General features: G+C 42.0%; 16 protein-coding genes and 5 tRNA genes. 16 read left to right on the top strand and 5 right to left on the bottom strand.

The window, feature by feature from the left end; all coding sequences use genetic code 11:
* Positions 1–3: 3 nt before the first annotated feature.
* From glgX to malQ, 3 genes are read right to left on the bottom strand one after another with little or no spacing between them, the layout of a single operon-like run.
* Positions 4–2,103, bottom strand: a complete 2,100-nt coding sequence (gene glgX, locus L2703_RS03890) for a glycogen debranching protein GlgX (RefSeq protein ID WP_248969824.1) — start codon at positions 2,101–2,103, stop codon at positions 4–6.
* A 47-nt stretch (positions 2,104–2,150) separates the two neighbouring features.
* Positions 2,151–4,376, bottom strand: a complete 2,226-nt coding sequence (gene glgB, locus L2703_RS03885) for a 1,4-alpha-glucan branching protein GlgB (protein ID WP_248969823.1) — start codon at positions 4,374–4,376, stop codon at positions 2,151–2,153.
* A gap of 12 nt (positions 4,377–4,388) precedes the next feature.
* Entirely contained in the window at positions 4,389–6,581 is a 2,193-nt protein-coding gene (gene malQ, locus L2703_RS03880; protein ID WP_248969822.1) for a 4-alpha-glucanotransferase, read from the bottom strand.
* A 395-nt stretch (positions 6,582–6,976) separates the two neighbouring features.
* Here malQ and L2703_RS03875 point away from each other — a divergent pair, with 395 nt between their 5' ends.
* Positions 6,977–7,552 (top strand): CoA pyrophosphatase, encoded by a 576-nt coding sequence (locus L2703_RS03875; RefSeq protein ID WP_248969821.1) that lies wholly within the window; start codon positions 6,977–6,979, stop codon positions 7,550–7,552.
* Between the two features lie 16 nt (positions 7,553–7,568).
* Here L2703_RS03875 and L2703_RS03870 read toward each other — a convergent pair whose 3' ends face one another.
* Positions 7,569–7,904: a hypothetical protein gene (locus L2703_RS03870; RefSeq protein WP_248969820.1), complete on the bottom strand. Its 336-nt coding sequence runs from the start codon at positions 7,902–7,904 to the stop codon at positions 7,569–7,571.
* A gap of 251 nt (positions 7,905–8,155) precedes the next feature.
* Between L2703_RS03870 and asnS the strand changes: the two genes are divergently transcribed.
* Complete coding sequence (asnS, locus tag L2703_RS03865) at positions 8,156–9,556, top strand: asparagine--tRNA ligase (protein WP_248969819.1); 1,401 nt, start codon at positions 8,156–8,158, stop codon at positions 9,554–9,556.
* A 512-nt stretch (positions 9,557–10,068) separates the two neighbouring features.
* Here the strand turns inward: asnS and uvrB are convergent.
* Positions 10,069–12,090, bottom strand: a complete 2,022-nt coding sequence (gene uvrB, locus L2703_RS03860) for an excinuclease ABC subunit UvrB (protein WP_248969818.1) — start codon at positions 12,088–12,090, stop codon at positions 10,069–10,071.
* A 1,524-nt stretch (positions 12,091–13,614) separates the two neighbouring features.
* Here uvrB and L2703_RS03855 point away from each other — a divergent pair.
* The 14 genes from L2703_RS03855 to gloA all read left to right on the top strand — a co-directional run bounded on the left by L2703_RS03855 (position 13,615) and on the right by gloA (position 24,205).
* A tRNA-Asn gene (locus L2703_RS03855) sits at positions 13,615–13,690 on the top strand.
* A 33-nt stretch (positions 13,691–13,723) separates the two neighbouring features.
* Positions 13,724–13,799, top strand: a tRNA-Asn gene (locus L2703_RS03850).
* A 23-nt stretch (positions 13,800–13,822) separates the two neighbouring features.
* Positions 13,823–13,898, top strand: a tRNA-Asn gene (locus tag L2703_RS03845).
* Between the two features lie 27 nt (positions 13,899–13,925).
* Positions 13,926–14,001 (top strand) — tRNA-Asn (locus L2703_RS03840).
* Between the two features lie 28 nt (positions 14,002–14,029).
* Positions 14,030–14,105 (top strand) — tRNA-Asn (locus tag L2703_RS03835).
* A 482-nt stretch (positions 14,106–14,587) separates the two neighbouring features.
* Positions 14,588–16,486 carry an EAL domain-containing protein gene (locus L2703_RS03830; protein ID WP_248969817.1) on the top strand — a complete coding sequence of 633 codons (1,899 nt, stop codon included), beginning with the start codon at positions 14,588–14,590 and terminating at the stop codon, positions 16,484–16,486.
* 139 nt (positions 16,487–16,625) lie between these two features.
* Positions 16,626–17,204 (top strand): electron transport complex subunit RsxA, encoded by a 579-nt coding sequence (rsxA, locus tag L2703_RS03825; RefSeq protein WP_248969816.1) that lies wholly within the window; start codon positions 16,626–16,628, stop codon positions 17,202–17,204.
* Between the two features lies 1 nt (position 17,205).
* Positions 17,206–17,784 (top strand): electron transport complex subunit RsxB, encoded by a 579-nt coding sequence (rsxB, locus tag L2703_RS03820; protein WP_248969815.1) that lies wholly within the window; start codon positions 17,206–17,208, stop codon positions 17,782–17,784.
* Positions 17,778–20,249, top strand: a complete 2,472-nt coding sequence (gene rsxC / locus L2703_RS03815) for an electron transport complex subunit RsxC (protein WP_248969814.1) — start codon at positions 17,778–17,780, stop codon at positions 20,247–20,249. The genes rsxB and rsxC overlap by 7 nt, the downstream gene beginning before the upstream one ends.
* Before the next feature lie 2 nt (positions 20,250–20,251).
* Complete coding sequence (rsxD, locus tag L2703_RS03810; protein ID WP_248969813.1) at positions 20,252–21,304, top strand: electron transport complex subunit RsxD; 1,053 nt, start codon at positions 20,252–20,254, stop codon at positions 21,302–21,304.
* Between the two features lie 2 nt (positions 21,305–21,306).
* Positions 21,307–21,951 carry an electron transport complex subunit RsxG gene (rsxG, locus tag L2703_RS03805; protein ID WP_487250749.1) on the top strand — a complete coding sequence of 215 codons (645 nt, stop codon included), beginning with the start codon at positions 21,307–21,309 and terminating at the stop codon, positions 21,949–21,951.
* Positions 21,944–22,639: an electron transport complex subunit E gene (locus L2703_RS03800; protein ID WP_248969812.1), complete on the top strand. Its 696-nt coding sequence runs from the start codon at positions 21,944–21,946 to the stop codon at positions 22,637–22,639. Before rsxG ends, L2703_RS03800 begins: the two co-directional genes overlap by 8 nt.
* Positions 22,640–22,648: 9 nt before the next feature.
* Positions 22,649–23,290: an endonuclease III gene (nth, locus tag L2703_RS03795; protein ID WP_248969811.1), complete on the top strand. Its 642-nt coding sequence runs from the start codon at positions 22,649–22,651 to the stop codon at positions 23,288–23,290.
* 504 nt (positions 23,291–23,794) lie between these two features.
* The gene (gene gloA, locus L2703_RS03790) at positions 23,795–24,205 is read left to right on the top strand and encodes a lactoylglutathione lyase (protein WP_248969810.1); all 411 of its coding nucleotides are present in this window, start codon (positions 23,795–23,797) and stop codon (positions 24,203–24,205) included.
* Positions 24,206–24,779: the final 574 nt, after the last annotated feature.

Here is a 24,779-nt window from a genome sequence, read left to right as displayed (position 1 = left end):
CCATTACTCCTTGGTAAACTCGGTATGAAATAACATTAAACTGCGATCCATTAATACAACGGGTTGGCTGGTATCTGCGTCTGGCTCTGATTCTTGGGTATGCAATAAACAATGCCAATGTTTTAAATGAGCAAATTGCGGTAACGTAAACTCATGCGCTTGGCTATCGGCGTTGATCAGTAATAGCAATGCTTCTGTGCTTTCTGGCACGGCGCCGACATCTGCATGGCCTAAATTACCCGTTATAATCACACTGAGTGTGCGTGTGTGATGCTCACACCAATGTGATTTTGTCATCGCCTCACCTTGGCGATTAAACCAAGCTAATCCGTTGTCAAATAAGGCTTCTGGCTTATGAATAAATGCTTGATGGCATAACATAGGAAAGCGTTTGCGCAAATTGATTAATTGCGCAGTAAAACTCACCAGTGACCAATCGATATTGTCCCAATCAAACCAACCTATTGGGTTATCTTGGCAATAGGCATTGTTATTACCTTGCTGACTTTGCCCAGACTCATCACCGGCAAGCAACATAGGCACCCCTTGCGAGAGCAGCAAGCAAGTCAATAAATTGCGTTTTTGACGAGAGCGAATAGCATTAATGACAACATCATCGGTTTCTCCTTCTACACCATAATTATCACTGCAGTTTTCTTGATGGCCATCACGGTTATCTTCACCATTGGCAAGATTATGCCGATCGCGATAACTGACAAGATCATGCAAGGTAAAACCATCATGGCTGGTGATAAAGTTAATGCTAGCTGAAGGGCCACGGCCATTGTGTTCAAAAAAGTCACTTGACCCATGGAAACGTTTTGCAAATTCTGGCAATAAACCACTGTCGCCGCGCCAAAAACGGCGCATTGCGTCGCGGTATCTGTCATTCCATTCACTAAAGGCAACCGGATAATTACCCAGCTGATATCCACCAGGTCCTATGTCCCATGGCTCGGCTATCAATTTAACCTTACACAATATTGGGTCTTGGGTGATGGCATCAAAAAATCCACTACCGGGATCAAACCCATATACCTCACGGCCAAGGCAACTGGCTAAATCAAAGCGGAATCCGTCAACCCCCATGATTTCAACCCAGTATCGTAATGAATCCATTACCAACATAAGCACTTGAGGGTGATTCAAGTTAAAAGTATTACCACAGCCGGTGTCATTAATATTAAAACGCTTTTCGTTAGGCAATAAACGATAATAGCTGGCGTTGTCTATTCCTCTAAAACTGTAGGTTGGCCCTAGATGATTGCCTTCTGCCGTATGGTTAAACACAACATCGAGGATAACTTCAATACCCGCTTGATGAAGACGAGACACCAACCGCCTAAACTCTGTTATATCCCCGTTTTTATCGGCAATATAACCACTGTGTGGTGCCATAAATGCAATGCTGTTGTAGCCCCAATAATTGTTCAGTCCTTTGTCGGTTAAAAAGGGTTCATCAAAAAAACCATGTACGGGTAACAGTTCAACCCCTGTAATCCCCAGATTTTGCAAATAATCAATAACAGGTTGGCTCGCAAGGCCTGCAAAGGTGCCTTGTTTTGTCGATTCAATGTGAGGGTGCTGCTTGGTAAAGCCTTTCACATGGGTTTCAAACAGCACACTTTTATTTAAAGGCTTTGTTAAAGGTGCAATAGGGATCTCTGCAACAAAGTCGCAACTGATAACCTGACATTTGGGCATATATGCCGCACTGTCTTGGGTGTCAAAAGACAAGTCCTCATTTTTGTCAGTAACATCGTATCCATACAATGCTGGATGTTGAATCACCTCACCGACGAGTTTTTTGGCATAGGGATCTAACAATAATTTGTGGTGATTAAAACGATGGCCTAATTCTGGTTGATAAGGGCCAAATACACGGTATCCATACAATAATCCCGCCTCAGCCCCTTTTAGATGGCAATGCCAAATTTGCCGAGTATTGTCACGCATAATATATTGCGCAACTTCGACTTGACCACTGGGGTCAAAAAGGCATAACACCACTTTGGTTGCATGGGCTGAAAACAATGAAAAATTAACCCCATTTTCATCAAGGGTTGCACCTAATGGATAAGGGTAGCCACTGGTCATGTCCATAACAAAGCCCTGTATGTTAAAAACCGTAAGTGGTTCATCAATAAGTTCTACTCGATATCATCAAGCGACTCTGGAATAAAAAACGCACATCCTAGTGGTGGCACAGTAATCACGATACTGTTATCCATGCCCTGCCACTGGGTTGCTGACACTGCGCACGGCCCATCATTAACAACATGACTACCACCATAATGATCATGATCACTGTTAAGCACTTCTATGTAGTTTTCATTATTGGGTACACCAACTCGAAACCCCTGGTGTACCTGAGGCGACATGTTGACAACAACGACGACGTGCTGCTGTTTATCTTCGCCATAGCGACAAAACACCAAAATGTTATTGTCGGCATTATGACAATCGAGCCAGGCAAACCCCTCACTTTGATGATCACATTCATACAATGCGGGTGTATGTTGGTAAAACTGATTGAGGTCGCGTACCCAGTCTTGAATACCCTGATGAGGGGCATAGTCAAGTAAATGCCAATCCAAGCTTTGGTTATGATTCCATTCATTACGCTGGGCAAATTCATTACCCATAAACAGCAGTTTTTTACCCGGATGAGACCACATAAAGCCATAATAGGCACGCAAAGTAGCAAACTTCTGCCAATCGTCTCCGGGAATTTTATGCAGTAAAGACCCTTTGCCATGTACGACCTCGTCGTGGCTAAGAGACAAGATAAATTGTTCGGTGTAGGCATAAACAAGGCTAAAGGTCAGTTCGCCATGGTGATAACGCCGATAAAGGGGATCACAACTGATGTAACGTAACGTGTCGTTCATCCAGCCCATGTTCCATTTAAAGCCAAAACCTAACCCATTGTGATCCGTGGCTTGCGTGACACCAGGCCATGCCGTGGACTCTTCTGCAATCATGTTGATGCCCGGAAAACACTGATACATACGCGCATTTAATTCTTGTAAAAAGTGAATGGCTTGCAGGTTTTCACGTCCACCAAATTCATTGGGGATCCATTGATCGGCATTTCGACTGTAATCGAGGTAAAGCATTGAAGACACTGCGTCTAATCGTAAACCGTCAAAGTGAAATTCATTGAGCCAATAATGGGCATTACTGAATAAAAAACTGCGTACTTCAGCGCGGCCATAGTTATAAATTAATGTATCCCAATCCGGATGTTCGCCTTTACGCGGGTCTTGGTGTTCATATAAATGACTGCCATCAAAACGAACCAATCCATGGGGATCTTTTGGAAAATGAGCCGGTACCCAGTCAAGCAACACTGCGATGTCTTGCTGATGGCAGGCATCGATAAACGCTTTAAGGCCGTTAGCATCGCCAAACCGATAAGTTGGAGCATATAAGCCAACGGGTTGATATCCCCATGAGCCATCAAATGGATATTCACTGATTGGCATCAATTGCAAATGGGTAAAGCCCATTTCTTTTACATAGGGCACTAATTCACTGATTAACTGATCGTAATCTGTATATGATTGTCCATCATCACCCGTACGACGCCATGAAGCTAACTGCACCTCGTAAATAGACATAGGTTGGCTATGACTTTTACGCAAAACTCTTTGATTAAGCCAATCACTGTCCTGCCATTGAAAATCTTCTTCAGTCGGGATTTTGGAGGCATTATGAGGCGATGGTTGCATTGAAACCGCATAGGGATCAGATTTCACCACTGTATTGCCATAAACGTCAGTAATGGCAAATTTATAATGTTGCTCAGCGTCTACTTCAACAATAAAAATATCCCACAATCCACTGGCTGGATGAAAACGCATCACATGGCGCTTTGGATCCCATACATTAAAGTCACCAATCACCGCCACTTTTTTGGCATTAGGTGCCCATACACAAAAATGAATGCCTTTAACACCGCTGTGCTCACGCCAATTTGCCCCTTGAAATCCATAGGCTTGTAGTTGGCTACCTTCACTAAATAAATACACATCTTGAGGATTTAATAAGCTGTCAAATTGATACGGGTCGGTAACTGTTTGTTCACACAATGGGTATTTAACGTTAAGTGTGTAGGCAAATGGATTGACTCTGCGTCCCATTTTGCCCGCAAATAACCCTTGCTCATCAACCTGCTCTAAACTTGCCACCTTACGGCCATCTTTAGCGCTGATAACATCAACCGCCAAGGCTCCGGGAATGTAACAACGAACAATCAAGGCTTTACCGTCTTTTGCGCTGTGCATACCGAGCACAGAAAACACATCGGTGTAATCACCATTTATTAACGCTTTATCACTACCTTGCTCAAAATAGGTTTTGGCTACAGTCATATACATAATCCATTATTGTTTTGAGTTATTGGATAAAGACACATTTGCAGCATAAGCATGACTGCTAGTCTGTCTTGATTGTTTGATCACAGTCATTCTTTGCTGCACTTTAGCGCTTTGCGACATTTGTTGAATGCTCAAGGGTAAACGGCGTTGCCAATTAGGAAACTCTTTCCAGGTACCGGGAATATTCACCCCATGTTTATCAGCAACTAGGTCACTTAATTGCACACTAAATAACTGGGAATTGCCTTTGGCCACGACACTCAGCCACGCCAAAATCACAGTATCAAAGTCCAACTCGTCGGTATTTTCCACAGCAGGATGTGCTAAAGCGCCTTCTCGATTAAGTAATTCAATCAATTGTTGTTTTTCTAGCTGACGCTGAGCTAAAAGCTGATGTAATTTATGATCAGAATCAATAAGCTCAAGCTTACGACGTAACTTGAGGTCTTCCGCTGTCCACCATGCGGTAATAGTGGGGACATCGTGATTAGCTAACATCATTAGGCTATGCTGTTTATAGTCTTTAGGCGATTTAAATCCATCGTGACCCTTGCAAAAATAAAACAACTCATTTGAAAAAATACCCGCCTTTTGCAAACGAGATACGATTTCCGGAGGAACAATGCCTAAATCTTCGCCAATCACAATGCACCGAGCTCGCTGGCTTTCAAGGCACACAATGGCCAGTAAAGTGTCAACCGGATAATACACATAACTGCCCTCGCCCAAGTCACGATTAAGCGGCCACCACCAAAGGCGTAGCAGGCTCATTACATGGTCGATACGTAATGCGCCGCAGCTTTGCATGTTACTTCTAACAAGTTGAATAAAATGACTAAAATCATGTTGTTTTAGTTTAACGGGATCAAATGGCGTTAAGCCCCAATTTTGTCCTTGCTCTGCAAAAGGATCGGGTGGTGCACCAATACTGGCGTTATCACAAAACAAGCCTAAATTCGCACTCACTTCTGCACCATGGCTCACTGCGCCTACCGCTAAATCCCTAATCAACCCAATACTCATGCCACATTGCTTAGCATTAAGCTGACATGCTTCAAGTTGCTCGTTGGCGACAAACTGTAAGTACAAATAAAAGCCGGCATCTAAGTTGAAAAAATTAGATACTAACTCCATTTCCCTTGCAACAAACTGCATCAATGCTGGTTTATCATTTTCAACAAACGCTAAATAAGCTAGATACCTTGCAGTTTCATGCTTAGCATGTTGCTGACAAAAAATTTGATACAACTTTTCAAATATTGCATATTTGATGCTATGCACTTCTTGATAATTAATTAACTGCGATTGATTGATTACCTGTTTTTTTTGCAACCATTTTTGGCTTGTTAATTCAGCTTCTATTGCTTTGTATTCATGTACCGCTTCAATTTGAATATAAAGAGGGTTTAAGCGGCGCCTGTCTGTTGGACTATAAGGACTTGGGTTTTCAGGTTGGCTAATATCGAGTGCATGTAATGGATTAAGCAAAATAAAATCAGCGCCACTTCGGGCTGCATAATCTATCAATTCGGCTAAATTGCCAAAATCTCCAATGCCCCACTGCTCATCATTTCGCAAAGCATACAACTGGGCGTTAATTCCCCATGGTCGTGATTGACCTGTTAGAGCAAGCTGTTCCATTCGCCCTTGGTAAGCCACCTGCGGCGCAATCATAATTTGACCATATAACGTATGCGGCCTGGCAGCATCACCAATAAAAGCCAGACTAATGTGGTGATACCCTAAATGCAGATTGGGTTTATCCAGCTCAAGACGGTATTGACAATATCGTTGACCATTAATGTGATACTCACCAACAATGACGCAATCATCGCGCGATACTGTCACCGCTAAGGTATCAATCGTTTCGCCAAACACGGTTATTTGCATGGCAAAGGGGTAATTATCTGGCAACTGAATATCAATGTGTGGAGTGTCAATTTCACACCATTGAAAACGATGTAAGGGTTCCAACCAGGGGGCGACATCTAGCTGCTCTATGCGTTTTGCCACCTTGGCGTCAGTAAGTATTTGGGCATACTCAGATGGATCACATTGATGTTGATTGAACGATGTCGGTAACAACATCGTGGTTAATATTCCCTGCCGATCCGTAGCAGGAATGTGCACAAGATTACCGAAACAATCGATAAACTCTGCTCCAACGCCTTGCAAATATAGCAACTTCTCCAGTCCCATATTTGTCCTTCCTCGCGATTATTAACTGCATTAATTCCAGCAGTTAGCATGCCAGTTAATCGTAACAAATTGACTACAAATAAATGGCACTAACATGACAGAAATATAGTATTTAAAATCATCGAGTTAATTGAAAAAAACATAATTAAAACAACTGTATAATACAGTTGTTTTAGCTGGCCATATTGCACTATAAAAGAGCGACTCAAGCCAAAACGGTGCAAATTTTATACGTAAAAAGTGGCAAATTGCGATAACATGGCACGGCGTTATAGACTCATTAAACAAGACAAGATCTATTGAAAATGACATAGTGCGAGTATGTATGTGGTTTTCAATAGCCCATGATATTGACACTGTCATAGACCAAGCGGGCAAAGAGACATAAGCGATTAATGAACAAACACGAATTTATAGTGCGCTATCGATTACATCAATTAACGGCTGCTATTACCTCAGCGCCAAGCTCGTACAGAGGACGACAAGCAGCTGTATTAATTCCAATAATAGAAATAGAACAGCACTTGCACATCATATTGACCCAGCGAGCAATGCATTTACGCCATCATCCGGGGCAAATCAGTTTTCCTGGCGGTAAAGTTGAGCCATTTGACAGTAATGCCATTGAAACGGCACTGCGAGAAGCCCATGAAGAAATTGGATTAACGGCTAATAATGTCGAAGTACTGGGTGTATTCCCTGCACATAAAACATTCACAGGCTTTGAGATCACGCCTGTGATTGCGTTAGTGAAACAGCCATTTAAACTGCTTATCGATCCGGGTGAAGTTGCAGACTGTTTTACTGTACCATTGAGTTTTTTTATTGATCATAATAATCGACATCAGGTGTTTCACTACCGCCATGGCAAACGCTACCATGTACACTTTATGCCATTTGAAGAGCGATTTATTTGGGGGGTTACCGCGGCAATCATTGATTTATTATGCCGCCATATCACTGAAAAATAATGGGTAACACACCATTTTAAATAACATAGCGGATATACAATCCAGCAGATAGTGACACAACAAGCAACAAGGGGATGTTGACCCAAAAGCCAATTCTGGTGGTTGTTTTTGCATAAAAGTTTACCAGCAAATTTAAGAAGCTCACTGCAGCACAACACCAAATTAAATACTCAAGTTTAATCGTTAAGTCTGGATCCCAATACAAACGTACTGATACCCCTTTACTTAAAAAATAACCTACCGCACGGTCGGGTCGGGCTTCACCATAAATAATCAACGCATAAATGGCCAAGCTCCAGCCTAAAATCGATAATACGGTCAACACTACTTGCAAAACACCTAATCGAGACATGTCCTTATCCTTGGGTAAACACTATATGGCAACGTGATGTCACCTTATTATGAATCACGGTAATATCAGTAATTGATAGATTCGGCTTTAAGGCTTAATTCGCTCATTTGCCAAATATTTAGCCGACTTACCTAAAAGTAACACAATAATCACTATAGAATAGCGTTTTCAGCTTGAGAAAAGCCACCAGCAAGGTAAGATAAACCCAAATTTTATATTCATAATTCGATACGTTGGAGAATTAAGCAACAATGAGCATTACATCTGTCGCTTCTGTATTTAAAGGTGAACACGCCATCGGTTCGCAAGTCACTGTACGTGGCTGGGTGAGAACTCGCCGTGACTCTAAAGCTGGTATTTCTTTCTTGGCCGTTTACGACGGTTCATGTTTCGACCCAATACAAGGTGTCGTGCCAAACAGCCTCGCCAATTACAATGACGATGTATTGAAATTGACTGCTGGCTGTTCTGTTGTCATGACAGGCGAAATCGTCGCCTCTCCTGGAGCAGGCCAAGCATTTGAGTTACAAGTTTCTGCGGTTGAAGTGACCGGATTTGTAGATGATCCAGACACTTACCCAATGGCAGCCAAACGCCACTCGATTGAACATTTACGTGAACTCGCTCACTTACGCCCACGTACTAACATTATTGGTGCTGTTGCTCGTGTACGTAACTGTTTATCGCAAGCTATTCACCGTTTTTACCATCAAGAAGGGTTTATCTGGGTATCGACCCCACTTATCACGGCTTCAGACTGTGAAGGTGCTGGTGAAATGTTCCGTGTTTCAACATTAGACATGGAAAACTTACCACGCACACCTGCAGGGAAAGTTGATTACGACAAAGACTTTTTTGGTAAAGAATCGTTTTTAACGGTATCGGGTCAGCTAAATGCTGAAACCTATGCCTGTGCCTTGTCTAAAGTGTATACCTTTGGCCCAACTTTCCGCGCTGAAAACTCAAACACGACTCGCCACCTTGCCGAGTTTTGGATGGTTGAGCCTGAAGTGGCCTTTGCAACATTAGATGATGCCGCTAAATTAGCTGAAAGAATGCTTAAATTTGCATTTAACGCTGTATTAGAAGAACGCATGGACGATTTAAGCTTCTTTAATGACCGTGTAGATAAAACCGTTATTGAACGTTTGCAATCATTCGTAAGCAGTGATTTTGCTCAAGTTGATTACACCGATGCTGTTGAAATCCTTAAAAGCTGTGGTAAACAATTTGAGTTCCCTGTTGAATGGGGTATCGATTTACAATCTGAGCACGAACGTTACCTAGCAGAAGAACACTTTAAAGCACCAGTGGTTGTTAAAAACTACCCGAAAGACATTAAAGCCTTCTACATGCGCCTAAACGACGATGGTAAAACCGTTGCGGCAATGGACGTGTTAGCACCAGGCATTGGTGAGATCATTGGTGGTGCGCAACGCGAAGAGCGTTTAGAGGTATTGGATGCGCGTTTAGCTGAAATGAACTTAAGCCAAGAAGATTACTGGTGGTACCGTGACTTACGCCGTTATGGAACCGTGCCTCATGCAGGCTTTGGTTTAGGGTTTGAACGTTTAGTTTCATACGTAACGGGTGTCAACAACATTCGCGATGTGATTCCATTCCCACGAGCACCACGCTCAGCAAACTTCTAAAACGCTTATCGTTTAGCAACAAAATGTTAAAACGCGCCTCAAGGCGCGTTTTTTTATTTCAGTCGGTTTTAACAGTATTGAGATAAATCATCATAGTAATACCATTCCGCATTAATAAGTGACTACTAAGAATGCGTCCAGCGGTTTTTGATTAAGGCGTCGCTATGCAGTAATGGTTGTTCCATTTCAAATAGCGAGAACGTAAAGCAAAAGCGGCTGGGACATTCCTTTCAGGCGAGTTTTAAAAGGGCTTATACTGCGTTGCATGACTTCGAAAGAGAATAACTATTCATTCAGTCATTCGCCTTGTTTAAGCCCTTTAAATTCTCGCTGAGAGATCACTTGCTAACGCGCAATGATATAACTAACCTGTGACCTGTTTATGCCGTGTCACGCACAGCAAAGAAAATGCAGTTAGACTGGGCATGTAAAAGCATTTGCTTCAGATATGAGTTATAACATAATTACACCCCGTTTGTTGCAACTGCTATTATCCGCTTTCATCTGTAGCATTAACTATTTAAAATAATCTGCTCTCTTAGGTGTTTCACTTCATCACGCAGTGCTGCCGCTTGTTCAAACTCAAGGTTTCTCGCAAATTCGTGCATTTGTTTTTCAAGTGCATCAATTTGATGACTTAATTCTGCAACACTTGTATAAGTTGCACGACTATCTGCCACTTCAGCATATTTATTGGTTTGCTTACGCTGACCTTTGCCTGATTTTGGATCGCCGACATCCATTACATCAGTAATACTCTTAACCACCCCTCGCGGCACAATTGCGTTTTTAAGATTGTGCTGATGTTGTTTTTCACGACGACGTTCAGTTTCTCCCATGGCTTTTGCCATTGAGTTGGTAATTCTGTCGGCATAAAGAATAACTTTACCGTTAACATTGCGTGCAGCACGGCCAATGGTTTGAATAAGCGAGCGTTCTGAACGTAAAAAACCTTCTTTATCTGCATCTAAAATACATACTAAGGACACTTCGGGCAGATCGAGTCCTTCACGCAACAAGTTAATTCCCACTAATACATCAAAATGGCCTAAACGGAGATCTCGAATAATTTCAATTCGCTCAACAGTATCGATATCAGAATGCAAATAGCGAACTTTAACCCCATGTTCGTCCAGATACTCGGTTAAATCCTCCGACATACGTTTTGTTAATGTTGTCACCAATACCCGTTCGTTTACCGCAACACGTTTATGGATTTCAGAAAGCAAATCATCCACTTGAATCGCCACTGGACGAACCTCAAGCACAGGGTCAAGTAACCCGGTAGGCCTCACAACCTGCTCTGCTACCTCGCCATCACTTTTATCCAGTTCATATTCACTTGGGGTCGCCGAAACAAAAATGGTTTGAGGCATTAATCGCTCAAATTCTTCAAACATTAATGGTCGGTTATCTAATGCTGAGGGCAGCCTAAATCCGTATTCGACAAGATTCATCTTGCGGCTACGATCGCCTTTATACATGGCGCCAATTTGCGGCACAGTGACATGTGACTCGTCAATAATGAGTAACCCGTCTGCGGGTAAATAATCGAGCAGTGTCGGTGGACCTTCACCGGTCGCTCGCCCCGATAAGTAACGAGAGTAGTTTTCAATTCCTGAGCAATAGCCTAACTCAACCATCATTTCTACGTCGTATTGCACTCGCTCACTGATCCTTTGTGCTTCAATCAGCTTGTTATTGTCGAGTAAAAATTGCCGACGCTCACGCAGCTCTTCTTTAATTTGCTCTGTCGCAGCTAAGATTTTTTCTCGGGGTGTCACATAGTGCGTTTTTGGGTAAATTGTGGTGCGCACAATGCGTTTATTGATTTGTCCCGTTAACGGGTCAAACTCACTTAAGCGTTCAATTTCATCGTCAAACAATTCTATGCGAATCGCTTCGCGTTCAGATTCCGCCGGAAAAATATCAATTACTTCCCCTCGGACACGATAGGTACCACGTTGCAGTTCAATATCGTTGCGGGTGTATTGTAGTTCGCTCAGACGAGTCAGAATATCTCGCTGGCCCATAAAATCGCCCTGACGTAAATGCAGGAGCATTTTCATATAAGAGTCAGGATCGCCTAACCCGTAAATAGCAGAAACAGAGGCAATCAACACCACATCTTTGCGCTCTAATAATGCTTTAGTGGCCGACAGTCGCATTTGTTCTATGTGCGCATTCACTGATGCATCTTTTTCAATAAAAGTGTTTGAGGCTGGTACGTATGCTTCTGGCTGATAATAGTCGTAATAAGACACAAAGTATTCAACAGCATTGTGAGGAAAAAACTCTTTCATTTCCCCATAAAGTTGAGCCGCTAAGGTTTTATTAGGCGCCATAATAATAGTTGGCCGGCCCATTTTAGTGATGACATTGGCAATAGTGAAGGTTTTACCTGATCCAGTCACACCTAATAAAGTTTGACTGGCAACCCCTGCCTGTAAACCTTCAACAAGCTGTTTAATGGCGGTTGGCTGATCTCCAGCAGGTTCAAACTTTGACGCTAACGTAAATACTGACTCTGACACAACATGGCTTCCTTTTGAGTGGACTGGCTATGATATACCTAAATACCAATACCTTGCGATATTAAATCCAGATTTACGCCTTAAATTTATCTTGGCGATGCGGCTTATAAATGGCTCCTAAACGCGTGGCATAATGCCAAATACTGTGAACGAGCAAGCGAATATTACGCTGCTAATATAGGCAATGGTTTACCAAGAACCCGCTTTAACCTGTGTGAATTGATCGTGGTACACATGTAACATTATGATCATTTTAATCGCCATGCTAATCCTTTAGATAAAAATGAATGCATGCGGTTAAATCAACGCAGTAAATTCATATTCTGCGAAAAACCCTTTAAAAATCGGTGAAAAACTAAACTAAATAACAATTTAATACACAATCGCTAATGCAAAATAGTGACAATTTTTCAATACAAATAACCGAGTACCAATAAAACAGTTGATTTTTATATCAATATGATTTTAAACAAATTAATTTATCTCTAATGAACACGAACATTTTAAGTCCAAACCATACTCATCAAGGGGTTGAAGACCATTTACAACAGAAGTCCACAAGTTTATCCACAGATTTAGTGGATAACTCTAAAAACATCAATGTGGGTGCGGGATAGCGCATATTTAAGGTTCATAAAAACGTAAGAAAATTTTGATGAAATTTAATTACATTTGAATCTTTACACAAAACACAGGGTAATAGTTTGCTTAAAAGGAGCAAAAAAGAAATTAGCTCAAGTTAACAACAATTGAAGCATTTTGATTCCCAGTCCTAGGACCTGTTGACCTTTCAAGGTTGTTTTTGCAGCGAATTGTTGGCCATTACTCATATACAAGTGCGCGGCAGAGACTTTGAGGTGTAGTTATTCTACATAAAAAGTCGATAACGTAGTAAAAATGACCAACAAACGCTGCCCACAGGGTTCGGCTAAAAACGTTTTACTCTTTGTTGAACGATGCTTTACAAATAAAGAGTTGCTTAGGTGACTAGGCTACAATCCATTCGCCTCGATTAACACGTTTTTAACTCGAACAAAATTCAACCAGCAAAGATCAACAGGCCCTAGAAAGCCACTGAGATTTATTTTGAACGCCATAAACAAACTGGCTTAACTCAAGGAGCAAAGTATTTAGCTTGCGTAAATTAGCCATAATCAAATGCAAGTTGACGCCCCAGTAAATGCATAACGGGCCCGTTTAGCGTTAAGTGAGAGTAACCCCCCTCTTTTTAATCTACTCATCTTTAAATCCGTAATCCGTAATCCGTAATCCGTAATCCGTAATCCGTAATCCGTAATCCGTAAATATCCCACAACTCCTAAATTGCTCAGGCATAATCAACTAAGTGATTCATTTTCTATTCATTGTTCAAAAATCGACACAAATGCCCAAAAGTCGTTCACGATGCGTATTTGATAACCAATTAGTCACATAAATGCATTTTTTTTTATAACTCGAGTTGACTCAGTTACCAGAGCGTTTTACTATGCGCTCCGTTCTCAGCAATACATTGCTAAAAACGCTTCCCCAGTAGTTCAGTCGGTAGAACGGCGGACTGTTAATCCGTATGTCACTGGTTCAAGTCCAGTCTGGGGAGCCAATTTAGTAAAGTACAAAGAGATGTTAACGTAATTCCCCAGTAGTTCAGTCGGTAGAACGGCGGACTGTTAATCCGTATGTCACTGGTTCAAGTCCAGTCTGGGGAGCCAACGCTAACAGTTTCGATATCAATTCCCCAGTAGTTCAGTCGGTAGAACGGCGGACTGTTAATCCGTATGTCACTGGTTCAAGTCCAGTCTGGGGAGCCATCGAGATAACACATTTGAAATTACGTTTCCCCAGTAGTTCAGTCGGTAGAACGGCGGACTGTTAATCCGTATGTCACTGGTTCAAGTCCAGTCTGGGGAGCCATTTCAACCTAAGCATGATAATGACCAATTCCCCAGTAGTTCAGTCGGTAGAACGGCGGACTGTTAATCCGTATGTCACTGGTTCAAGTCCAGTCTGGGGAGCCATTGTCATTCTTCTACCCCCATCCGGTGTTTAAGCACATTTCCTACTCGATAAACGTAACCCATTAGTCCATAATCTTGTTTTTCTTACTATAATAGTCCTTTTGGTTAATTATAATTTAATAATATGTCGGCTATAATATTATTGGTTAGAATATACACTACTCCCTAGGGCGTATTGTTCTTTGCTGGCTGAATGTTGTTCGAATTAAAACGTGTTAATCGAGTTGGATTGATGCCTAATCATCTAAGCAACTCTTTATTTACAAAGCGTCATTGAACAATGACTAATACGTTTTTACTGCGTGGTCGACTTTTTATGTAGCATAACTACTGCTCAAAGTTTTTGCCGCGCAGTTGTATATAAGAAATGGCCAACAATTGGCTGCAGCAAAAAAACCTGAAAAGCAACAGACCCTAGTACTAGATAGCTTTGCTTGTACTGAAAGACTACACATTGACAACTCGTAAGGAACGGATGTTTTATGGGCTTATCAAAATCCTTTCAATTGGTTTTATTTATTATTTTCGGCTTATTGTTGTTCCGAATATATTCTGTTGAAAATAATGAAGTGCAAATCGAGGGAGAAGTTGCCCGCACAAACTACTTGCAATATGTTCAATCATATCGCAGCTGGGATGGTAACGGTGAAGCGCTTTATCAACAAATGTCGCAAGACTTTACCTTTCAATTTTTCCAATTTATCCATAATACCGACAGCAGTTACAACTTTACCCATGGCAGTTTGTCACAACAAAGTGGTGACTATGCAAGTCAATTATTTGATGTGGAATTAGGGCATGTTCAGACTTTACCTAATGCACGATTACAGGTTCGCTTAGATACAACCAGCGTATTATCTCAAAGTATTGATGAGTTAACAGAAACTGCCACACTATTAATTGCTGCGTATTTTTTATTAATGGTTCTGTTTGCAGCCTTGATGCAATTACATAAATCACGCATTAAGTATGCGGCTGAATACATAACACATATTCCTGACCTGTCATTTTTAGCCCTTGAACGTTCGCGTTTTCCCGGAGTGCTACGGCCTTTAGGCAATGCCCTTGAAACCTGTCGAAGCCAATTAAAATTAAGTCTAGACAGGGTCAAAAAAGAAAACGAGCAACTCACCAAAGCGGCTTATCAGGATCCCGTCACAGGGTTTTCGACCCGTCAACGCTTTACTCAGCACTTAGAAGAACTCAGTCAATCTGACAAACAGCAATATGGTGTATTGATTATGGTCAAAGCTGCTGAGCTAGCTAACATCAATCAATTACATGGTCGAGCAGCTGGCGATGATTATTTAGCTAAATTGGCTATTTGTATCCGTAAAGCTATTTCATCTCTAGGTGTAAACGAATGTTTTAGAGTATCCAGTGGTGATTTTGCCGTGTTTGTTGACAGCTTAACCCTAAAAGAAGGTGAAAAATGTTTAGAGCAGCTAAAACGTCACCTCGATGAATATGCGCAAAGTACCCGCAGCGACTCTATTGCTCATGCCGGTATGGTACCTTATAAAGAAGGCTGTGAACCATTGACCTTAATGGCATTAGCAGACACTGCTGTAAGCATTGCGCAAACATTAGGGCCTAACCGTTATTATCAGTTAGAAAAACTCTCTGGTGATGAAAAAATTGGTGAAGATCATTGGAAACTCACCATTGACGATTTAATAAATCATCGAAGTATCAGCTTTTACCAGCAACCTATTCAGCCTTGTAATAACCAAACCGATGTTTATCGAGAATTATTAGCACGATTTCACAATGCTGAGGGAAAATATTTACCAACCACAACAGTGATTGCCATGGCTGAGCGCTATGGTCTGAATGTCGAATTAGACAAGATGATTGTTATTCAAACCATCAAAATGCTAACAGAAAACCCCAGTATTCTCGGTAATATGGGGGTCAATATCAGTGCTTTGTCGGCACTGCAGGATGGATTTACCATTTGGTTAAAAGATTTACTCACTAAGCACCGTCATATTGCTTCAAGGATCATTTTTGAACTCAATGAATCTGGCATGCAAGCAAACTTAGTGTCTAGCCGTCAGTTTGTGTGCGAAATGCATAAAGTGGGCGCTAAAGTCGCTATTGAGCGTTTTGGCTTAGGCTTTACATCATTTAAATTTTTTCGCGAAGTGCGACCAGACTTTATTAAACTAGACAGTAGTTACAGTGATAACATCGAACAAGACAACAACAATAAATTTTTTGTCCGTATGCTGGTCGACATCGCAAAACGCATCAGTATTCGAGTAATTGCAACTGGTGTTGAAAAACAAGATGAAAAACTGACGCTAGAAAAATTATTAGTAGACGGTTTGCAAGGGTACTACATTGCCAAACCTGAAATACTGGTCAAAAAACAGTAAACAAAAAGTTAGCATTGCGTTAAATTTGCTTTTTTATTCTAAGGTTAAACTATTTCTGTTTAACCTTATTTTTTATCCGTTGTTTCTCAGCGCTAAACCTTAGATAATACTAGGATCTATTGGTCAAATAAATGAAGCAATGACAGAGTACCTTCTTCTATTAATCGGTACAGTACTGGTTAATAACTTCGTCCTAGTTAAATTCTTAGGTCTATGCCCTTTTATGGGGGTGTCGAGCAAATTAGCGTCTGCAATTGGCATGTCAATGGCAACCACTTTTGTATTAACCCTTGCCTCAATTTTGAGCTATCTCACCAACACCTTTTTATTGCAGCCCTTTGATTTGAGCTACTTAAGAACAATGAGCTTTATTTTGGTTATCGCTGTAGTAGTCCAATTTACTGAAATGGTCGTACAAAAGACGAGTGCATCATTACATCGTGCATTAGGGATTTATTTGCCCCTTATTACCACAAACTGCGCAGTGCTTGGTGTCGCTTTGCTTAACGTTAATGAAGATCACAATTTTATTCAATCAGCCATTTATGGTTTTGGTGCTGCAGTTGGATTTTCACTCGTGTTAATTTTATTCTCTGCCATGCGCGAGCGCTTGGCCGCTGCAGATGTGCCCGTTCCGTTTAAAGGTGGCGCAATTGCAATGATTACCGCGGGTTTAATGTCTTTAGCCTTTATGGGATTTGCGGGGCTGGTTAATTAATATGACAAGTATATTCATTGCCGTTGCCGTGTTAACTCTATTGGCGTTAGTGTTTGGGGTGATTTTAGGCTTTGCTTCTAAGAAGTTTAAAGTCGAAGGTAATCCGGTTGTCGATCAGGTTGAAGCCTTGCTACCACAAACCCAATGCGGTCAATGCGGTTATCCTGGCTGTAGACCATACGCCGAAGCCATTGCCAATGGCGATCATATCAACAAATGCCCTCCTGGTGGCACGGCAACCATGGAAAAAATTGCTGAGTTAATGGGTGTCGATGAAGAACCATTAAATGCACAAGCCCAATCGGCAGTAAAAAAAGTGGCGTACATACGTGAGGATGAATGTATTGGCTGCACCAAATGTATTCAAGCCTGTCCAGTAGATGCCATTTTAGGCGCAGGTAAATTAATGCACACGGTAATTGCTAAAGATTGCACAGGCTGTGACTTATGTGTTGAGCCTTGTCCTGTTGATTGTATCGATATGATCCCAGTAGAAACAACAATACAAAACTGGGATTGGAAATTAAACACCATTCCAGTCAAGGTGATCCATTCTGAGCAAGAGGAAACAGCGTGCTAACGTTATTAGAGCAACTTGATAAAGGAGTCTTGTGGCAATCTCCTGGCGGGATACATCCTCCTCAATTTAAAACACTGTCTAATCAATCTGCCATTGCACGTTTACCGCTTGCTAAACGTTTTGTTGTGCCTGTTCCATTAGTGGGTGAGCAAGCTACATTAACAGTATCGGTTGGCGATACTGTACTCAAGGGACAAGTACTGACTGAAGGTAGCGGTTTTACTTATTTACCCGTTCATGCTCCTACATCAGGAAAAATAGTCGCAATTGAACAACATGCAACTAACCACCCTTCTTCGTTACCAACATTAAGCTGCATCATTGAATCTGATGGTCAAGACACCTGGTGCGAGTTAACCACCAGTAACCTAGCGCAATTATCAAAGGCAGAGATCCTTGGTAAAATTAAGCAGGCGGGTATTGCAGGTATGGGCGGCGCGGCTTTTCCAAGCCATGTAAAGCTTAACCCAGCCAGCGAAATTGACTTAGTGATTATCAATGGCATTGAGTGTGAGCCTTATATCACCTCAGATGATCGGTTAATGCGCGATCACAGCGACGAAATTATCGCTGGCGTTGCTATTATTCATCATTTGTTAAGCCCGCAGCGGATAATCATTGCAATTGAAGATAACAAACCCGAAGCCGCACACGCCATGAAAGCCGCAATAAGCCGTTCTTCATTACCCCAAGATATGGTTAGGGTAACCGTGATACCGACTAAGTATCCATCTGGTGGTGAAAAACAGCTTATTCAAATTATTACCGGTAAAGAAGTACCCAGTGGTGCAATTCCCGCTCAACTTGGGATTGTCGTTCACAACGTTGGCACAGCCTACGCAATTCAAGATGCGATATATCATGGCAAACCACTTATTGAACGTGTGGTAACACTAACTGGTGAGCACATTGGTCACCCCGGTAATTATTGGATCCCAATAGGCACAACTGTCGCCGACACACTACAGAGCGTGAGTTTTACAACATCAATCGATCAAAAAGTCATTGTCGGCGGCCCAATGATGGGGTATGCCTTAGCAGATTTAGATGTGCCCATTCTAAAAGGCACTAACTGCTTATTAGTGCCAAGCCCTAACGAAATCGCCCCAGATGTAGACGAAAAAGCCTGCATCCGTTGTGGTGAATGTGCTGTAGCCTGCCCTGCGCTATTACTGCCACAGCAACTGTTTTGGCATTCAAAAGCACAAGAATACGACAAAGCAGCCAGCTTTAACTTAAAAGACTGTATAGAATGCGGCTGTTGTAGCTATGTTTGCCCAAGTGACATCCCATTGGTGGAATATTATCGTGTTGCTAAATCGGCTTTAAAAACAGCAGCAGAAGAGAAACGTCAAGCAGAACAGGCTAAAATCCGCTTCGAAGCCCGCTTAAAGCGTTTAGAAGATGAGAAAAACGCCCGTGAAGCAAAAGCCAAAGAGGCTGCAGCTAAACGTCAAGCAAACATGAAAGCAAGTGATAAAGATGCTGTTGCTGCGGCAATGGCGCGTATTGCAGCTAAAAAAGCACAAACTGAATCACATGTAAACTCCGAAGAGGCATCCAGTTCGGTCGCACCAACCGCAGCCGATCCAAAAAAAGCCGCAGTTAATGCTGCCATAGAGCGTGCAAAAGCAAAAAAAGCAGCGCAAGCCAACACAAGTTCGGTGCCAGTCGCAACAAACAATGCTGAAGATGATAAAAAAGCCATGATTGCCGCAGCCGTTGCAAGGGCTAAAGCCAAAAAAGCCGCGCAAGAAACCAACGCGACTAGCCCGCAAGAAAGTGAGCCCACAACAGTTACGGCTATTGATGATAAACAAGCCCGTGTTGCCGCAGCGGTTGCCAAAGCTAAAGCAAAAAAAGCCGCACAAGAAACCAGCACTACTAGCTCGCAAGAAAGTGAGCCCACAACAGTTACGGCAATTGATGATAAACAAGCCCGTGTTGCCTTAGCTGTTGCCAAAGCTAAAGCCAAAAAAGCCGCGCAAGAAGCCAGCACTACAAGCCCGCAAGAAAGTGAGCCTACAACAGTTACGGCAATTGATGATAAGCAAGCCCGTGTTGCCTTAGCGGTTGCCAAAGCTAAGGCCAAAAAAGCCTCGCAAGAAGCCAGCACTACAAGCCCGCAAGAAAGTGAGCCTACAACAGTTACGGCAATTGATGATAAGCAAGCCCGTGTTGCCTTAACTGTTGCCAAAGCTAAGGCCAAAAAAGCCGCGCTGCAGCATGTTACACAACAAGATGACGCCGGTTTAGCATCGCCTATTGCTGATACAGCAACACTCAATGAGCTGCACATATTGCCCACCGAAAATAAGCTTGCAGAACAGCCAGCTGATTGTAGCGATCAAAAACCAGGTGCAGATCTCAGTCCTGAACAAATTAAAAAGGCTAAAGTCGCGGCGGCCATCGCTAAAGCCAAAGCTAAAAAGCTCGCACAAAATGCTGAGCAAGAGGAACAATAATCATGGCATTTAAAATTGCCTCATCTCCGCATGTGAGCACAAATTTACACACCAATACCGTGATGAAACGGGTTGCACTGTGTTTGATCCCTGGCTTAGCAGTGCAAAGCTATTATTTTGGTTTTGGTACATTAATCCAATTAGTATTAGCAGTGAGCATTGCATACTGTGCAGAAGCTGCTGTCATGAAGCTACGTCACAAAAATATCAAAGCGACATTGGCTGATAACAGCGCCTTAGTCACGGCAGCACTCCTTGCTGTTGCTATCCCACCCTTGGCACCTTGGTGGTTAATTGTTATTGGTACCCTGTTTGCCATCGTTATTGTAAAGCAACTATATGGCGGCTTAGGTAACAACGTATTTAATCCCGCTATGGCTGCTTATGTCTTGTTATTAATTTCATTTCCAGTGCAAATGACCTCTTGGGTTGCACCTCAAACACTTGCACTTCACCAGGCAGATGTTTTAAGTAGCTTGCAGAGCATATTTGAACTCAATGCCCCTTATTTAGCTGAGCATTTTCGCTTGGGCATTGATGGCACCACAATGGCGACGCCACTAGATACACTTAAAACTGATTTATCTATGGGGTTAACCACCACTGAAAGTATGTCCAAGCCGATATTTTCAGGTATGGCAGCCGAAGGATGGTTTTGGGTAAATATGGCCTACCTCGCCGGTGGTGTCATCATGCTAAAGCTAAAAGTGATCCGTTGGCATATTAGCGGAGCGATTATTGCCAGTTTATTTGTCTGTGCTAGCTTTGGATTTTTGATCAGCCCAGATACCTTTGTCAGCCCTATTATGCATCTATTTAGTGGTGGAACCATGTTGGCGGCATTTTTTATCGCAACAGATCCAGTGACCGCGGCAACCAGTCCTCGTGGGCGTTTAATTTTTGGTGCCATGATTGGTGTATTAATTTACGTGATCCGAACGTTTGGTGGTTACCCTGATGCGGTTGCATTTGCAGTGTTGCTTGCCAACATGTGCGCACCATTTATCGATTACTACATTCGTCCACGCAGTTACGGTCATCGCACAGGAAATTAACCATGTCTCTAAATGATAATCCGATGATAAAAAACGGGCTGCTATTAAGCTTGTTTGCCCTAGCTTGCACCGGTTTAGTGGCCCTTGTTAACTCGATGACTCACGACACCATCGCAATTCAACAACAAAAACAACTCACAGAAACCTTAACTCAAGTCATTCCAACATCCTTGCATGATAATGCATTATTTGAACAATGCATTTTGGTGCATTCGCCTGAGTTACTTGGCAGCCAAAATGCATTGCCAGCTTACTTAGCTTATAAAAACCAGCAACCCGTTGCGATTGCCATTGAAGCGATAGCGCCCGATGGTTATAGCGGTGAAATTAAGCTGATTATTGGTATAGACAATGAAGGCAAAGTGCTCGGGGTTCGCACGTTATCACACCAAGAAACCCCTGGCCTTGGTGACAAAATTGAATTGCGTAAATCAGACTGGGTAACTCATTTTAGTGGTTTGTTATTTAGCCATAATGCCGACGAGTGGAAAGTCAAAAAAGACGGCGGTCAATTTGATCAATTTACTGGCGCCACAATTACACCACGGGCCTATGTTAACGCAATCTTCAAGGCACTGAGTTTTGTTGAGCAAAATCGTCAAGCACTGTACCAAAGTCATGTGAAATGTGAGGGTAACCATGAGTAATTATCGCGAAATTGCGAACCAAGGATTATGGAAAAATAACCCAGGATTAGTGCAATTACTGGGGTTATGTCCATTATTAGCCGTCACCGCAACCATAACGAATGCGTTAGGGTTAGGAATTGCCACCTTGTTGGTATTGATGGGCTCAAATATTTTAGTGTCTTTAGTAAGAGATTATGTCCCTAAAGAAATCCGTATTCCTGTATTTGTGATGATCATTGCCGCGTTAGTGACTTGTGTACAATTACTGATTAACGCATACGCTTACAACCTGTATATTTCGTTAGGAATATTTTTACCTCTTATCGTAACAAACTGCGTCATCATTGGCCGCGCAGAAGCGTTTGCATCGCGCAATTCGTTAGCACATTCTGCTTTTGATGGCTTAATGATGGGCCTAGGGTTTACCGCGGTATTAGTGGTACTAGGTGCCAGTCGTGAACTGCTAGGTCAAGGTACTCTATTTGACGGTGCTGATTTATTGTTAGGTGATTGGGCCAGCAGTTTAACCATCCATGTCTGGCAAGTTGACACCCCCTTCTTGCTCGCTATGCTTCCACCGGGTGCATTTATTGCGATGGGATTGTTGATAGCATTAAAAAATGTGATCGACAGTAAAATCAAAGCCAGACAACCTAAAACTGAGTCTGTAGCGGTCACGCGAGCAAGGATCACTAAGGTAAGTTAACCAATCATTATGAATAAAGAAAAACGTATTCAAATATTAACGCGATTACGAGATAACAACCCTAAACCAGAAACTGAATTGAACTTTTCCAGTCCTTTTGAGTTATTGGTGGCGGTCACCTTATCTGCTCAAGCCACAGATGTCAGCGTGAATAAAGCCACTGACAAGTTATTTCCAGTAGCCAATACGGCTCAGGCAATCTATGACCTTGGAGTGGATGGGCTCAAACATTATATTAAAACCATTGGTTTATATAATAACAAAGCCATTAATGTCATTAACGCCTGTAAAATGCTAATTGATTTACATGGTGGTGAAGTTCCAGAAGATCGTGAAGCATTAGAAGCCTTACCCGGCGTTGGACGGAAAACGGCAAATGTGGTCCTCAATACCGCCTTTGGTTGGCCTACTATCGCTGTCGATACCCATATATTTCGGATGGCTAATCGTACAAAATTTGCCCCTGGCAAAAATGTCGATCAAGTTGAACAAAAGATGTTAAAAGTCGTGCCCGCCGAGTTTAAAGTTGATGTGCATCATTGGTTTATTTTACACGGCCGTTACACTTGTTTAGCACGTAAACCTCGTTGTGGAAGTTGTATGATTGAAGACCTGTGCGAATTTAAAGACAAGGTCTACCCTGAACAATAGCGGTAATCAATCAGCACAAAAAAGGTTGGTAGCCGTGTAAATGGCCGTAATAAAAAAGGCCACAGCATGATCAATGCTCTGGCCTTTTCACATTTATGATATGTTAACTCATCAATTAACGTACCATAAATCGATTATTTTTTAGGATTTGCTGCAAAGATTAAAGGTTAATTGTCATTAAGCCACTTAATGACAATTTAATACATCGCCACAAAAAAAGCGCTAAAACAAATTGCAATAACAAGCGTAGTGCCCAAGGCCATTTTTAATTCTGTTGTCATTCTCTTGCCTCCAAGTAGGTATAGGTGGAGAATAACGCTTTTTGCTTATGAACCCAAAATAAATCGCCACAAATGTGAGCCAAAGCAAAATTTTTGGTTTTCATTTAATCAAAACCAATAAAACAACAGTTAAACAATCACTGAATAAATCAGTGAGTACTGATCTTTTCATTGTCATCTGAGCTTGATACAGTCAGATATATTTTAAATAAGAGAGAACATCATGTCGCAACTACTTCACACTATGATCCGCGTTGGGGATTTAGACCGCAGCATTGCTTTTTATACCGACATAATGGGAATGAAATTACTGCGTAAATCTGAAAATGCTGAATATAAATATACCCTTGCCTTTGTGGGATTTGGTGAAGAAACCACAGGCCAAGCGGTTATCGAGTTAACGTATAACTGGGGTGTAGACAGTTATGACTTAGGTAATGGTTTTGGCCATTTAGCCATTGGTGAGGAAGACATCTATGCGCGTTGCGAAGCGATTGCAAAAGCGGGTGGAAAAGTGACGCGCGCGCCAGGCCCTGTTGCAGGCGGCACCACAGAAATCGCCTTTGTAGAAGATCCTGATGGATATAAAATCGAATTAATCCAGAAGAAATCTGCCACAGCAGCTTTAGGCTAAGTCGACTTTCTCGCGCTAACAGTCGTGGATTAACCATAAAAAACCAGTAGCCTGTGCTACTGGTTTTTTTATCAAAATACGTAAACAACACAGTTATACCATTTCCATTAATTATGTGACCAATCAGAGCCACTCAGACTTTTCAGTTTGAGGCGCATTGTTGAAAGAATGGTTATTCCCTTTTAAGGCGATGCAACAAAGAAATGGAAAGTATGAGTGTCTCCTACAAGGCGGGTTTCTGTGCCTTCTATACTGCTTAATAGCATTTTGACTTACGACTGCATGGACGCAGGAGGTTGAACAGCGCAGGAGCAGTTGTCGAGAGCAACTATGCCTACAATCCTATTACTTGACTAGAAGACACAGAATTCCCGCTAAATGACCAGATAATTGCTGGAATTGGTATTAAATCTTTGCCTATTAAACAAACTCTCAACTAGCAGATATATAAAGCCCAGACTCAGGTCGGGCGTTGTTACACCATACTTATGCATATAAATTCTGAGCATAAATAATGGTACCCAAGGCCAGACTATTCTTGGTAGCAAAGAATGGCACGCCTAATGTTAACCTG

It is taken from the genome of Shewanella basaltis (genome assembly GCF_023283885.1).
Classification (GTDB): Bacteria; Pseudomonadota; Gammaproteobacteria; order Enterobacterales; family Shewanellaceae; genus Shewanella; species Shewanella basaltis.
The sequence above is the reverse complement of the archived record's forward strand: the minus strand, read 5'-3'. Positions and strand labels throughout refer to the sequence as shown.

Bases quoted from the DNA above. Each gene is read 5' to 3' on its own strand.
- glgX (WP_248969824.1), bottom strand. From the start codon at position 2,103: ATGGACATGACCAGTGGCTACCCTTATCCATTAGGTGCAACCCTTGAT.
- glgB (WP_248969823.1), bottom strand. From the start codon at position 4,376: ATGACTGTAGCCAAAACCTATTTTGAGCAAGGTAGTGATAAAGCGTTA.
- malQ (WP_248969822.1), bottom strand. From the start codon at position 6,581: ATGGGACTGGAGAAGTTGCTATATTTGCAAGGCGTTGGAGCAGAGTTT.
- L2703_RS03875 (WP_248969821.1), top strand. From the start codon at position 6,977: ATGAACAAACACGAATTTATAGTGCGCTATCGATTACATCAATTAACG.
- L2703_RS03870 (WP_248969820.1), bottom strand. From the start codon at position 7,904: ATGTCTCGATTAGGTGTTTTGCAAGTAGTGTTGACCGTATTATCGATT.
- asnS (WP_248969819.1), top strand. From the start codon at position 8,156: ATGAGCATTACATCTGTCGCTTCTGTATTTAAAGGTGAACACGCCATC.
- L2703_RS03830 (WP_248969817.1), top strand. From the start codon at position 14,588: ATGGGCTTATCAAAATCCTTTCAATTGGTTTTATTTATTATTTTCGGC.
- rsxA (WP_248969816.1), top strand. From the start codon at position 16,626: ATGACAGAGTACCTTCTTCTATTAATCGGTACAGTACTGGTTAATAAC.
- rsxB (WP_248969815.1), top strand. From the start codon at position 17,206: ATGACAAGTATATTCATTGCCGTTGCCGTGTTAACTCTATTGGCGTTA.
- rsxD (WP_248969813.1), top strand. From the start codon at position 20,252: ATGGCATTTAAAATTGCCTCATCTCCGCATGTGAGCACAAATTTACAC.
- rsxG (WP_487250749.1), top strand. From the start codon at position 21,307: ATGTCTCTAAATGATAATCCGATGATAAAAAACGGGCTGCTATTAAGC.
- L2703_RS03800 (WP_248969812.1), top strand. From the start codon at position 21,944: ATGAGTAATTATCGCGAAATTGCGAACCAAGGATTATGGAAAAATAAC.
- nth (WP_248969811.1), top strand. From the start codon at position 22,649: ATGAATAAAGAAAAACGTATTCAAATATTAACGCGATTACGAGATAAC.
- gloA (WP_248969810.1), top strand. From the start codon at position 23,795: ATGTCGCAACTACTTCACACTATGATCCGCGTTGGGGATTTAGACCGC.